Origin of the sequence: Pseudochrobactrum saccharolyticum (assembly GCF_008801715.1) — a bacterium.
Classification (GTDB): domain Bacteria; phylum Pseudomonadota; class Alphaproteobacteria; order Rhizobiales; family Rhizobiaceae; genus Pseudochrobactrum; species Pseudochrobactrum saccharolyticum.
Genome location: NZ_VZPG01000001.1, coordinates 519,495 through 532,672, shown reverse-complemented (window position 1 = coordinate 532,672; position 13,178 = coordinate 519,495). Strand labels below are relative to the sequence as shown.

At 53.2% G+C, this 13,178-nt stretch carries 10 protein-coding genes and 1 pseudogene; 4 read left to right on the top strand and 7 right to left on the bottom strand.

The genetic code is table 11. The features are described 5' to 3' along the window. Window positions 1-74: 74 nt before the first annotated feature. From F7P81_RS02495 to F7P81_RS02465, 7 genes are all read right to left on the bottom strand, one after another. The gene (locus F7P81_RS02495; RefSeq protein WP_151158449.1) at window positions 75-1,259 is read right to left on the bottom strand and encodes a PA0069 family radical SAM protein; all 1,185 of its coding nucleotides are present in this window, start codon (window positions 1,257-1,259) and stop codon (window positions 75-77) included. Window positions 1,260-1,529: 270 nt separating this feature from the next. Continuing rightward, the gene (gene moaB, locus F7P81_RS02490; protein ID WP_151158448.1) at window positions 1,530-2,078 is read right to left on the bottom strand and encodes a molybdenum cofactor biosynthesis protein B; all 549 of its coding nucleotides are present in this window, start codon (window positions 2,076-2,078) and stop codon (window positions 1,530-1,532) included. A gap of 12 nt (window positions 2,079-2,090) precedes the next feature. Beyond that, complete coding sequence (locus F7P81_RS02485; protein WP_151158447.1) at window positions 2,091-3,014, bottom strand: 4-(cytidine 5'-diphospho)-2-C-methyl-D-erythritol kinase; 924 nt, start codon at window positions 3,012-3,014, stop codon at window positions 2,091-2,093. Between the two features lie 9 nt (window positions 3,015-3,023). Further along, window positions 3,024-3,212, bottom strand: a complete 189-nt coding sequence (locus F7P81_RS02480; RefSeq protein WP_022711138.1) for a membrane protein — start codon at window positions 3,210-3,212, stop codon at window positions 3,024-3,026. 113 nt (window positions 3,213-3,325) lie between these two features. Then, entirely contained in the window at window positions 3,326-4,180 is an 855-nt protein-coding gene (locus tag F7P81_RS02475; RefSeq protein ID WP_151158446.1) for a S49 family peptidase, read from the bottom strand. A gap of 82 nt (window positions 4,181-4,262) precedes the next feature. After that, entirely contained in the window at window positions 4,263-5,444 is a 1,182-nt protein-coding gene (gene nhaA / locus F7P81_RS02470) for a Na+/H+ antiporter NhaA (RefSeq protein ID WP_151158445.1), read from the bottom strand. Between the two features lie 152 nt (window positions 5,445-5,596). Next, a complete protein-coding gene (locus F7P81_RS02465) occupies window positions 5,597-6,379 on the bottom strand; it encodes a tRNA1(Val) (adenine(37)-N6)-methyltransferase (RefSeq protein WP_151158444.1) in 783 nt (260 codons plus the stop codon). Window positions 6,380-6,658: 279 nt separating this feature from the next. Between F7P81_RS02465 and F7P81_RS02460 the strand changes: the two genes are divergently transcribed. The 4 genes and pseudogenes from F7P81_RS02460 to glyS all read left to right on the top strand — a co-directional run. Then, window positions 6,659-7,675 carry a polyprenyl synthetase family protein gene (locus F7P81_RS02460; protein WP_028233681.1) on the top strand — a complete coding sequence of 339 codons (1,017 nt, stop codon included), beginning with the start codon at window positions 6,659-6,661 and terminating at the stop codon, window positions 7,673-7,675. A gap of 238 nt (window positions 7,676-7,913) precedes the next feature. Next, window positions 7,914-9,764, top strand: a complete 1,851-nt coding sequence (locus F7P81_RS02455; RefSeq protein ID WP_151158443.1) for a tetratricopeptide repeat protein — start codon at window positions 7,914-7,916, stop codon at window positions 9,762-9,764. 204 nt (window positions 9,765-9,968) lie between these two features. After that, window positions 9,969-10,904: a glycine--tRNA ligase subunit alpha gene (locus F7P81_RS02450; RefSeq protein WP_151158949.1), complete on the top strand. Its 936-nt coding sequence runs from the start codon at window positions 9,969-9,971 to the stop codon at window positions 10,902-10,904. Window positions 10,905-11,016: 112 nt separating this feature from the next. Beyond that, a pseudogene (gene glyS, locus F7P81_RS02445) lies at window positions 11,017-13,137 on the top strand (glycine--tRNA ligase subunit beta); the annotation flags it as partial. Window positions 13,138-13,178: the final 41 nt, after the last annotated feature.

Genomic DNA, 13,178 nt, shown 5'->3' with positions numbered 1-13,178 from the left:
CGGAAATGCGTGAAAACAAAGAAAAAGAGCGGTTCCAACGTATCGATATTGATTGGAGCCGCTCTGAGGGCAGATCAGAAAAGCGAGAGCTGAACACCGCTTGTTTGCGGCGGGGTGAACAGATCACAACGCAGGCGCCGTTTATGAATATTCAGCCCGAGCTTTTTACAGGTAATTTCAAAGCGGCGGCCAATCTGCCACGCATAAGGACCATCACCACGCATCCGCTTGCCCCATTCCGCATCATAGTCCTTGCCGCCGCGCATTGAGCGCAACAGGGACATGACATGGCGGTAACGGTCAGGAAAATGCTGCAGCAGCCAATCCTTGAAGAGTGGCGCGACCTCATAAGGCAGGCGCAGCAAGACATATCCCGCCTCGCGTGCGCCCATCGCATAGGCGGCATCCAATATACGTTCAATCTCGTGGTCGTTGATGCCGGGGATCACAGGGCCAAGCATCACCGATACCGGAATACCTGCTTCATTCAGCTGCCGGATGGCCTGTAAGCGCAATCCCGGTGTTGAGGCACGCGGCTCCATATTCCGTGCTAATTTGGCATCCATCGTGGTGACAGAGAGGGCAACCTTTGCCAGAACACGCTCGGCCATCGAACCCAGAATATCAATGTCGCGGGTAACCAGTGCGGATTTGGTGACGATGCCGACCGGATGATTGGCGGCATCCAGCACACTCAATATATCCCGCATAATCCGCCATTTTTTTTCTACCGGCTGATAAGGGTCTGTATTGGTGCCAATGGCGATCGTCTTGGGAGTATAACCGGCTTTGGAAAGTTCCTTTTCCAGCAACCGTGCTGCATCCGGCTTTGCAAAGAGTTTGGTTTCAAAATCAAGGCCGGCAGACAGTCCCATATAGCTGTGGGTAGGGCGGGCAAAGCAATAAATACAGCCATGCTCGCAACCGCGATAAGGATTGATTGAGCGGTCAAAATTAATATCCGGTGAGTCATTACGGGTGATAATGGTGCGCGGCTTTTCGATTTGGACTTCTGTCTTGAACGGCTCCAGCTCTTCCAGAGAGTTCCAGCCGTCATCACTGTCGATGCGTGTCTGACTTTCAAACCGGCCGGAAGGATTGATACCTGCACCACGTCCGCGACGACGGCTGTGGTCAATCCGCAAGCCGGTGCCGTCAACAATAGCATTTGCCTGATCCGTGCGCTCCGATCCGAAGACAGCCGAACGGGAGAAGACGGCCTGATCGGCTGGTCCGAAAACCTCCTGTAAAATTGCCATAGCTTTCTCCTTGCCGGAAATGCCGTGACAGCATGACCGGAGCAAAACAATTAAAATGAAGCAATGAATACAGCGCGAAATGTGCGACTCTGATGCGCCGTTTATGGTTCAAATTTAATCTGAAAATAAGAACAAAGCAAGAACTTAATTTATGTCTTTTTCGCAATTAGAGCGCCGTGTGCCAGACCTGACACACAAAGGTCGCTCTAACACTTTTAAAATTAGAGCATAATTTCACTTTAAACCGATCCCAGCTTAAGGAATTATGCTCTAGCTTTTGCGTTTCAAATGTTCATCAAGGCGCGGCATGATTTCAACGAAATTGCACGGGCGGTGACGATAGTCGAGCTGCTGGGCGAGAATACCGTCCCATGCATCGCGGCAAGCGCCGCCGGAACCCGGCAGGACAAAAACAAATGTCTGGTTGATGAGACCGGCAGTTGCGCGGGACTGGATCGTGGAAGTACCGATCTTGGCATAGGACTGCTGATGGAAGATAACCGAAAACCCGTCCATACGTTTGTCGAAGACCGGCTCCAAGGCGTCAGGTGTCACATCGCGTCCGGTGAAGCCGGTGCCGCCGGTGGTAATCACTACATCAATTGCCGGATCTTTGGACCATTGCACAACCAGCTCGCGAATTTTTGCAGCATCATCAGTCACGATCTGCCGGTCACGCAGCAGATGGCCTGCCTCTTCAATACGGGAGGCAAGAAATGCACCGGATGTATCTGTTTCCAATGTCCGGCTGTCTGAAACCGTCAGTACCGCAATACCCACCGGAATGAACGGACGCTCGGCTTTGGCTGTATCGGACATGGCTGTCTCCGGTTAAATCTTGTCGGACAGGGTCGTGGTTGCGCAGACAAACCAATGCGGATTGTGCTGTTGCAAATGCATTGCCGCCTGTTGCGCCTGATCCGCTGTATCATAAATGCCGAAGCAGGTCGCGCCTGAGCCGGACATTTGCGCATATTGTGCGCCGCTGTCCCGCAAAACCTGCAGAATTTCCGGCAATTGTGGTGCAAGTTCTGCAGCAGGCGGCAATAGATCATTGCGGGTTGATTGCAGGAAGTTGCAAAGCTCCGCCTGACTATTCAAGCGTGTCAGTTCCGGCAGTGCAGGATTATCACGCTTCTGCATATGTTTGAAAATCTGCGGCGTGGAAATTGCTGTTCCGTCATTCACAAGCACCAGTGACAGCATTGGCAGGCCGGTCAGCCTTTGCACGTCTTCACCGATGCCCTTGGCAATCAATGCACCGCCGTTGAGCTGACCATGCAAGCACATCGGCACATCGGCACCAAGCTGAAGGCAAATCTGCTCAAGCAAAGCCTGTTCCGCTTCGATATTCCACAGGCGCATAAGCAGTGCCAGCACTGTGGCGGCATCGCTTGACCCGCCGCCGATACCGGAGGCAACCGGGAGATTTTTTTCCAGATGAATGGCAACGCCGGAGCTGTGCTGCGGAAAATGCGCGCGCAGAAGATCACGCGCTTTTAAAACAAGATTGTCGCCATTGGCTGGCAGCCCCGCACCAAAGCGGCCGGAAAGCGTAAAACTGTCTTCCTGTGCAGAGGAAACGGTGAGTTCGTCACCGTAATCGGCAAAGGCAACAAGCGTATCCAGCAGATGATAGCCGTCCTCGCGCCGTCCGGTCACGTGCAACGCCAGATTAAGCTTGGCATAGGCTGTGGCGCGAAGATGTGAGGCAGTCTGTTGGCTCGCTGCCTGTGAAGCTAAAATATCTGGCATGCTTTAGGATCAGTCTTTATCTGCCGGACGGTAAACACCGGTTTTCGGGTCGCGTACCAGTGTGCCGCTGGCACCTGTGCGGGCTTCCTGTTCGGCCTGACGGACTTTTTGGGAAACACGCGCCGCTTCGCGCTTGAAGGAGCGATAGCCATAGATCGCAGCTGCAACCAGAAGGATCAGAAAAATCAGCTGTGGCATACCGGCTCCTTTCCGGAAAAATAACATGCCTGTTGATTTAATCAGGCTGTAACCTCGTTTCAAGAAGCTCTTATAGCATCTTATTCTGATGATATTATGATAACATAAGCCTGTTACAGGCCATAGCGTGACCAAAGAGCTTTTTCTTCGAGTACATTCATCAGGCTGTCGCCTGCTGCGCCAAGCATTTGCGCATGAGAAATACCGCCGGTACTTTTGCGCCCCAGCAGTCCGCGCGAAGGCTGGATCAGATTAAGCTTGGTTTTTTCGCCATAGAGCTTGCGCAGATGTGAGCGCATATCATCAAGACCATCAATCAGCCCGAGCTGCAAAGCCGTAATACCTGTCCAGAACTGACCGGTGAAAAGATCGTCATTGTCCTGCAATTTACTGCCGCGGCGCTCTTTCACCATATCAATAAAGGTCTGGTGAATTTCCAGTTGCAGCGCTTTGATATGTTCGACATCCGATGCTTTTTCCGGCTGAAACGGATCCATCGTGGCTTTGTTTTTACCGGCTGTGTGCACGCGGCGTTCAACGCCGATTTTCTTGATGAGTTCGGTAAAGCCAAAGGAAGCGGAAACCACGCCGATCGAACCCAGAATGGAAGACGGATCAGCAATAATTTCGTCTCCGGCAATGGCGATCATATAGCCGCCGGAAGCCGCCACATCCTCAACAAAGACATGGACTTTCTTGTTCTTTTCTTCGGCCAGATCGCGGATACGCTTATAGATCAGCCGTGATTGTACCGGTGAGCCACCGGGAGAATTAATACTCAGCGCCACAGCAGGACTGTGTTTGTTGTCAAAAGCTTTTTCCAGCTGAACCGCGATGCCTTCAAGCGACAGATTTTGTCGTAGAGGGCTGTTGCCGGTCATGATCGCACCGCTCAGCCGGACAACCGGAATTTCAACAACGGAAGCCCGGAAGCGACGCGGGATAACACGGCTGATGAGTGACGGCACTGAAAATCTCCGGTGTGAAAAAGCAGACGATAAAATAGTTTTCACCCGCTGTTATAGCTGCAGCGGGTGAAAACTGAACCTGTTATTTTACAGCGCGGTTGCGTGTGGAAATGCGCAGCAATGCCCAGCCACAAACGGCGGAGAGCAGGGAGCCGAGCAGAACACCAATCTTGGTCTCGCTGTGCAGCAGGTCATTGTCAAAGGACAGCAGGCCGATGAACAGGCTCATGGTAAAGCCAATACCGCAGAGCAGTGCCACGCCATAGAGCTGTGTCCAGCTTGCGCCCATCGGCTTGGTGGCAATCCCTGCACGAATAGCGATCCATGCCGCACCGAAGACGCCAAACTGCTTGCCGACAAACAGGCCGAGCGCAATGCCGAGTGTGAGCGAGTCACCTAGGATCGACGGGCTCATGCCGGCGAAGGAAACGCCTGCATTGGCAAAACCGAAGATCGGTACAATGACAAAGCCGACCCATTTTGCCAGCGCATGTTCCAGCGTGTGCAGCGGAGAGCTCATATCATCAGGACGGCCAAGTGCCGGCTTGATCGGAATAGTCAGCGCGGTCAGCACACCGGCAACCGTTGCATGAACACCGGAGCGCAGTACAAAATACCAAAGCACGGCACCGAGGATCAGATATGGGGTGAGGCGCATAATGCCCATCTTGTTCAGAATAAACATCAGCGCAAAAATACCGGCAGCACCGGCGAGATAGAGCGTGGCAATATCGGCGGTGTAAAATACGGCGATAATCGCAACGGCCGCAAGGTCGTCAAGAATGGCGAGTGTTGCCAGAAAGACTTTCAGACTGGTTGGTACGCGTGGGCCGAGCAGCGACAGCACACCAAGTGCAAAGGCAATATCGGTTGCCGACGGAATAGCCCAGCCGCGAATGGTTTCCGGATTTGACCAGTTAAAACCGGCAAAAACCAGTGCCGGAACAATCACGCCACCAGCGGCGGCAATGCCCGGTAAAGCACGGTTCGACCAGCTGGCAAGCTGGCCGTCGAGAAATTCACGTTTGATTTCGAGGCCAACGAGAAGAAAGAAGACGGCCATCAGCGCGTCATTAATCCAGTGCAGAACGCTCATCGGGCCGAGCTTGCTCTCCAGAACCTGAAAATACGTGGCTGATAACGGGGAGTTGGCGACGATCAAAGCAAGCGCCGCTGTAATCATTAGTACAATACCGCTGGCGGATTCACTGTCGAGCCAATGGCGGAGCGTTGAGAAGGGGCGCTTGGTCTGGCTTTGTGTCATCCGGTATCGGCCTTTTTCTTTGCGGGCAGCGTTTTGACAACGCTCAACCCTTGATCTGTCCTCAGAGTTCCGCGCTTTAAATAGAGCGAAAGACCTGTTCGGACAGTCCGTGTTTTCGGGAAAATGTGCTCCGTCCTCCTGAACAACAACCGTTACAGGTTGTCGCAACCATTAATGAGGCTTTCTGCACGTGGCGTAAATTCATGGCCGGAACTTTTATGCAAAATTAACGGCGGCGCAAGGAAAACCGGAGCGCGACTGCCTTTTATGCCCGTAATTACGACACGGATGGCCGGTTCATCCGGTCTGGCATAGAGCGGAACAATTGCGATGCCGCCAAAACGGCGCTCCATCGCAGACAGAATTTCATTCAGATTGGCGGGACGTGCGATAATCGCAATATGCCCGCGCGGACGTAAAATGCCCGATGCTGTGCGTATCCAGCTTTCAAACATGCCCTGATGCATCACATGCGCCTGTGCCTTTAAATCGTCCGGCGTGGCACGGTCATGGCTCTGGTTGAAAGGCGGGTTCATAATCACATAGTCAAACTGATTATCAGTCAGCCCTGCTTCATGACGGGCAGGGCCGGTCATGGTCACATCAGCCTGCAGGCATGACAGACGGCCATGCATGTGGGTATTCTCGGACAATGCGCAGGATTTTTCCGCATAGAGCAGCATTTCCGGTGAACGCTCAATCAGGGTGACATCTGTGTTTGCGCAGCGTGAAGCAACGGCCAGTCCTGCCGCACCGGCACCGGCACCAAGATCCGCAACTTTGCCTTTAAAATCCGCTGGTACCGCACTTGCCAAAATCATGGCATCAATCCCCGAACGGTGGCCTTTTGCGGATGGCTGCACCAGATAGAATGCACCACGGTGAAAGGCATCGAGAGTTTCGCCATAGGGCAGAGAGCTGAACGGAGCAGACATAAAGACGGCAATTTCCTGACTTGTTGCAGACTGAAAGCGATCAAACCGGCTTTAACCGATTCTGTATAGAGGCGGTGAAAGCCGCATTTCTGTTTGCTGACAGCAATTTGACATCTTATATCAGCAGAATATGCTTTATTGTGTTGTGTTGCAGCTCGCAACACTTGCCTTTAGCACGGCTTTTGGTGCATTTGACGCTTGAGCATAAAGGCCGCCTTGAATAATGTGTGGCTATAAAACGGGTCTCATTATCAGGCCGCGTGAACTGGAGATATGGCATTGGGTGTGGTTCTCAATCTCGATGAGAAAAAAAATCAGCAGGCGTCCATTCAGAAGCTGGTTGATCTGACGAAAGCGGATATGGGACGTGTCAATGCGCTTATCCTGTCCAAGGCCGGTTCTGATGTTGAGATGATACCGGAAGTGGCCAATCATCTGATTTCATCGGGTGGTAAGCGTTTGCGTCCGATGATGACGCTCGCTGCTGCAGCCATGTTCGGCTATGAGGGCGAAGGTCACGTGCAGCTCGCAACCAGCGTTGAATTCATGCACACGGCAACGCTTCTCCATGATGATGTGGTGGATGAGAGCGATCTGCGTCGCGGCAAAAGCACCGCGCGGATGATCTGGGGCAATCAGGCCAGCGTTCTGGTCGGCGATTTCCTGCTCGGCCAGGCTTTCAAAATGATGGTGGATGTCGGCTCGCTTGACGCGCTGGATGTGCTGGCAACTTCGGCTTCGGTGATTGCCGAAGGTGAAGTGATGCAGCTCGCCGCCGCTAAAAATATGGAAACCACGGAAGACGAATATCTGGCCGTTATCAAAGCCAAGACTGCGGCGCTGTTCTCTGCTGCTGCCGAAGTCGGTCCGATCATCGCCGATGCTCCGCGTGCACAGCGTCTGGCACTGCGCTCCTATGGTCTTAATCTCGGTCTTGCTTTCCAGCTGATTGATGATGCGCTGGATTATGGCGGTTCGGCTGCGGATCTCGGCAAGAATGTGGGTGATGATTTCCGTGAAGGGAAAATCACCATGCCGCTACTGCTCAGCTATCGCCGTGGTTCCGAAGACGAACGTGCTTTCTGGAAGTCATCCATTGAGCAGGGCAATAATGATGATGAAGCCTTGCAGAAGGCTATCGGCCTGATGACCAAGCATGGTTCAATTGCCGATACCGTACAGCGTGCGCGTCATTTTGGCGAAATCGCCCGTGATGCACTGGCGCCGCTGCCGCAGAGCCCGCAAAAAGATGCTCTGATTGATGTGATTGATTTCTGCATCAGCCGTGTAAACTGATTATTGACCGGTACCGGCGCATATTTCCGGTACCGGACTTTGAAATACCCTTTTCTCCGGCCATATAAAAACCACGACATGGCCGGATGGTGTGTTTGTTTCGGAAATAAGCCAGACCAGAGCATTTCCAGCAAAAGTGGCAACCGGTTTTGCGTCAGGAAATGTGTAAAATAAAGAGATAGAGCATTCCTTCTGTTTCAAAATTGGAAATGCTCTATAAATGCAAGGGGAAGTGCCGATGCGGCGGAATACAGTTAAAGCGTGTGCTCTGGTTTTCGCTTTGATGGCAGGGGCGGCTTTCACAAGTGGTGTCTCCGGCGCGGCCTATGCTGCATCTGCGGCAAAGACAGCGGTGTCGACAGACGAGCCGGTGATTGTCTCGCGTGCAGGCTCTTTCCCTGGTGCCTATCTGGCCGGTCGCATTGCCGAGATCGACAATAATCTTCCTGTAGCCATCGCTTATTATCGTCAGGCACTGGCATTTGATCCGTCAAACCAGCCGATGAAGCGTGACCTGTTGCTGTCCTATCTGACCGACGGTCAGCTGGACGAAGCGCTGCCCTTTGCCCGCGCGCTCAAAAATGAGCCGGAAGTCGAGCGTTTCTCCCGTATTATTCTGGCGATCAAGGCTTTCAACGACAAACATTACCGCACTGCCCGCACCAATCTGAAGCTCACCCAGCAGTCAGAAATGGATCGCTTAGCAACCGGCCTGATGACGGCATGGACATTCTACGGCGAAGGTCGCCCGAAAGACGCGCTGGCAGCGGTGGATAAGCTTGATGGACCGGTCTGGTACGATCTTTTCAAAACCTACACATCGGCATTGATTGCAGACAGCGCCGGTCAGACCAAGGCTGCGGATAAGTTTTATGCGCAGGCTGTGGCTGATAAAGAAGGCGGCAGCGCTGCGCCCGATACTTATGAGCGCATCATTTACGCTTATGCCGATTTCAAACAGCGTCAGGGCGATAAAGCCGGTGCAATCAAACTGGTGGAAGATGCCGAGCAAATTCTCAGCGGCCGCGTGATCCTGCGCGAAGTACGCCAGAAGCTTGAAGACGGTGAAAAGCTTGATCCGCAGATGCGCAGTCCGCAGCAGGGCGCGGCTGAGGTTCTGTATTCTTTGGGCACCGCGATTAACCGCGGCGGTGCAGAGGCTTTTGCAACCATTTATCTGCAAATGTCCGGTGAGCTGCGCGAGAATAATGACGCTACATTGTTCCAGCTTGGCGATATTGCTGCCAAACTGCGCCAGCCGGAAAAAGCGATTAAATATTACGGCCGCGTTGCGGATAAATCGCCTTATAAGCGCGATGCGGAAATGCAGCTGGCGCTTAATCTGGCTGAAACAGACAAGCCGGATGAGGCGATTGAGCATCTGAAAAACAATCTGCGCAGCAATGATAAGGACAACCGTTCCTATCTGGCGCTGGGCGGTGTTTATGCCCAGAAAGAAGATTGGGCAAATGCGGCAAAGACTTACGATCAGGCCGTTGCGGAACTTAAATCACCTGTACGTCAGGACTGGCCGGTTTTCTATCAGCGCGGCATTGCTTATGAGCGCCTGAAACAGTGGGATAAGGCTGAACCTAATTTCCGCAAAGCACTGGAGCTGTTTCCGAACCAGCCGCAGGTGATGAATTATCTCGGTTATTCATGGGTCGATCGCGGTGAAAATCTGGAAGAAGCTTTGCAGATGATCCGCAAGGCTGTCGAGATGCGTCCGCAGGACGGTTATATCGTCGATTCCCTTGGCTGGGCCTATTACAAGCTTGGCCGTTATAATGAGGCCGTTGTTGAGCTTGAAAAGGCAGTTAAACTACGGCCTGAAGATCCGACAATCAATGATCATCTGGGCGATGCCTATTGGCAGGCAGGGCGCGGGCTGGAAGCGACTTTCCAGTGGAACCATGCCATCGCCGGTAAGCCTGAAGCGGCAGAATTGGCCAAGATCGAGAAGAAGCTGAAGCAGGGGCTGACACAGACGGCGGAAGCCGAAGTGAAAGATATTGCGCCGGCAAAGCCTGACACGGCACCGGAGAAAGCACCGGATGCTAAGCCTGCCGATCCTGCTGCTAAGCCATAATGCCTTGCTATCCGGCTTTAAGTCTTGACCGTTTAACGCGGAATAATTAGGACAAACTATCTGTTTTTCGGCGGAGCTGGGCTGTTATGGCTCAGCTTTCACCGTTTTCACCACGCATGATTTGCAAGAAGATCAGTTTTGATAGCCGATCTCGCCAAGAATGCTCCAACGAGGCCTTCCGTGACCAGCACATTGCCTGAATACCTGCATCCGACCCGCTCTTTTCAGGGCTTTATCATGGCGCTCCAGCACTACTGGGCGCAGCATGGCTGCACAATTTTGCAGCCTTACGATATGGAAGTCGGGGCGGGTACGCTGCATCCGTCCACCACTTTGCGCGCTCTGGGGCCAAAGCCGTGGAATGTTGCCTATGTGCAGCCGTCACGTCGTCCGAAAGACGGTCGCTATGGTGAAAACCCGAACCGTATGCAGCATTATTACCAGTATCAGGTTTTGCTGAAGCCAAGCCCGCCGAACCTGCAGGAATTGTATCTCGGCTCGCTGAAAGCCATCGGCATTGATACCGATCTGCACGATATCCGCTTTGTTGAGGATGACTGGGAAAACCCGACGACCGGCTCTTGGGGCTTGGGTTGGGAGTGCTGGTGCGATGGCATGGAAATCTCGCAGTTCACTTATTTCCAGCAGGTTTGCGGTATTGAATGCTCGCCGGTTGCCGGTGAACTGACCTATGGTCTGGAACGTCTCGCTATGTATGTGCAGGGCGTGGACAATGTTTATGACCTGAACTTCAATGGCCTCGAAGGTGGGGACAAAGTTACTTACGGTGACGTGTTCCTCCAGACCGAGCAGGAATATTCGCGCTACAATTTCGAGATCGCCAATACCGATATGCTGCACCAGCATTTCATTGATGCGGAAGCGGAATGTAAAGCGGTTCTCGCTGCAGGTGCGCCACAAGAAGGTGCAACAGGGAGCTTACATAAGTGCGTTTTCCCTGCTTACGATCAAGCGATCAAAGCCTCGCATATTTTCAATCTGATGGATGCCCGTGGTGTTATCTCGGTAACCGAACGCCAGAGCTATATTCTGCGTGTGCGCAATCTTGCGCGCCAGTGCGGTGAAGCCTTCCTTCAGACCGATGCCGGTGGCGTCAACTACAAGAACGAGACACGCTGATGCCTGATTTGTTGCTTGAACTTTTCTCGGAAGAAATTCCGGCACAGCCGTCCGCCCGCAACGAAGTGAGGACGGACAAAACAAAAAATGAGCATGCGGAGGGCGCACGCTGATGCCTGATTTACTGTTAGAATTGTTCTCCGAGGAAATCCCGGCGCGCATGCAACGTAAAGCTGCCGGTGATTTGAAGAAAATGATCACCGATGGTCTGGTTGAGGCCGGTCTGACCTATGAGGCGGCAACGCCTTACTGGACGCCGCGTCGCCTCACGCTGGATATTCGCGGTCTGACCGTGCGCTCAAAAGACGTGCATGAAGATATCAAAGGCCCGTCCGTTTCTGCACCGGAAGCCGCAATTCAAGGTTTCCTGCGTAAAGCTGGCTTGAGCGATATTGCGCAGGCGCATGTGCATTCCGACCCGAAAAAGGGCGATTTCTATGTCGCGCACATCACCAAATCCGGACGTGCCGCGGAAGAAATTATTGCGGAACTGGTGCCGAATGTGGTGCAGAATTTCCCGTGGCCGAAATCCATGCGCTGGGGCAAAGCTTCGGCACAGTCGGGTGCGATGCGCTGGGTACGTCCGCTGCAGTCGATCATCTGCCTGTTTGGTCCTGAAACCGAAGAAACCGTTGTGGTGGATTTTGAAGTCGGCGGCGTACGCTCCGGTAACACTACACGCGGTCACCGTTTCATGAGTGATGGTCAGCCGATCACCGTGCGCCGCTTTGACGATTATGTTGAAAAGCTGGAAAAAGCGCATGTGGTGCTTGATGCTGAACGCCGCAAGGAAATCATCCTCACCGATGCCCGCAATCTGAGCTTCGCTTCCGGTCTGGAGCTGGTTGAGGACGAAGGCTTGCTGGAAGAAGTGTCCGGTCTGGTTGAATGGCCGGTTGTGCTGATGGGTGAATTTGAGGAAGAGTTCCTCTCGATTCCGCCGGAAGTAATCCGCCTGACCATCCGCGCTAATCAGAAATGCTTCGTCACCCGCAATCAGGGCGAGACGGAAGCACTGTCGAACAAGTTCATTCTGATCTCCAATATTGCTGCCCGTGACGGCGGCAAGGAAATCGCTTTCGGTAACGGCAAGGTTGTGCGTGCACGCCTGTCCGATGCCTTGTATTTCTGGCATACCGATCAGGCCTATATGCCGGATATGGACAAGCTCAAAGCGTCTGCTTCGAAGTTCGCGCTTGATCTGGCCAAGCCACTCGATCAGCGTATGGCGCGTCTCGATGCGCTGAATGTGACCTTCCATGCCAAGCTCGGCACGCAGGGTGCGCGCGTGGCGCGTATCAAGGCGCTTGCTGAGGCAATTGCACCGCTGGTCGGCGCAGATGTTGCCTTGACTGCCCGCGCAGCAGTGCTGGCTAAAGCCGATCTGCAGACAGAAGTCGTTGGCGAGTTCCCTGAATTGCAGGGCGCTATGGGGCATAAATACGCTTTGCTTCAGGGTGAAGATGCTGCTGTCGCAACAGCGCTTGAAGATCATTACAAGCCGCAGGGCCCGTCCGACCGCGTACCACGTGATCCGGTTTCGGTTGCCGTAGCATTGGCTGATAAGATCGACACGCTTGTCGGTTTCTGGGCGATTGATGAAAAGCCGACAGGTTCGAAAGACCCTTATGCGTTGCGTCGTGCAGCCCTTGGTGTGATCCGCCTGATCCTCGAAAATGACATCCGTGCAGAACTGAAAGCACTGATTGCACAGGCAGAAAAGCCGATGGCTTCAATCGAAGGTCTGGCATCAAAAGATGTTGGTGCTGATCTGCTGTCCTTCTTCCATGACCGTTTCAAGGTCTATCTGAAGGATGAAGGTGCGCGTCACGATGCGATTGATGCGGTACTGTCAGCCGATGCTGATAATCTGCTGCTGGTAGCGCGTCGTCTTGAAGCGCTGATCGTTTTCATCAATGAAGAAGACGGTAAAAACTTGCTGGCAGGCACCAAGCGTGCAGCCAATATTCTCGGTGCTGAAGAGAAAAAAGGCACTGTTATTGCTGCAAATGTTGATGCTGCACTCTTCAACAATGAAGAGGAAAAGGAACTGTTTTCTGCTGTGCAGTCAGCAGAAACCAAGGCCGCCGAGGCAATTGCCAAGGAAGATTTCTCAGCGGCTATGTCGGCTATGGCCGAGTTACGTGCGCCGGTTGATGCCTTCTTTGACAAGGTCATGGTCAATGACGAGAATGAAGCTATCCGCGCCAATCGTTTGGCACTGCTGGCTAAAATCCGCTCGGTGACCGGTCAGGTTGCTGATTTCTCAAAGAT

Excerpts from the sequence above, each read along its gene's own strand:
- F7P81_RS02495 (WP_151158449.1), bottom strand. The coding sequence starts at position 1,259 with ATGGCAATTTTACAGGAGGTTTTCGGACCAGCCGATCAGGCCGTCTTC.
- F7P81_RS02455 (WP_151158443.1), top strand. The coding sequence starts at position 7,914 with ATGCGGCGGAATACAGTTAAAGCGTGTGCTCTGGTTTTCGCTTTGATG.
- F7P81_RS02485 (WP_151158447.1), bottom strand. The coding sequence starts at position 3,014 with ATGCCAGATATTTTAGCTTCACAGGCAGCGAGCCAACAGACTGCCTCA.
- F7P81_RS02480 (WP_022711138.1), bottom strand. The coding sequence starts at position 3,212 with ATGCCACAGCTGATTTTTCTGATCCTTCTGGTTGCAGCTGCGATCTAT.
- nhaA (WP_151158445.1), bottom strand. The coding sequence starts at position 5,444 with ATGACACAAAGCCAGACCAAGCGCCCCTTCTCAACGCTCCGCCATTGG.
- F7P81_RS02465 (WP_151158444.1), bottom strand. The coding sequence starts at position 6,379 with ATGTCTGCTCCGTTCAGCTCTCTGCCCTATGGCGAAACTCTCGATGCC.
- moaB (WP_151158448.1), bottom strand. The coding sequence starts at position 2,078 with ATGTCCGATACAGCCAAAGCCGAGCGTCCGTTCATTCCGGTGGGTATT.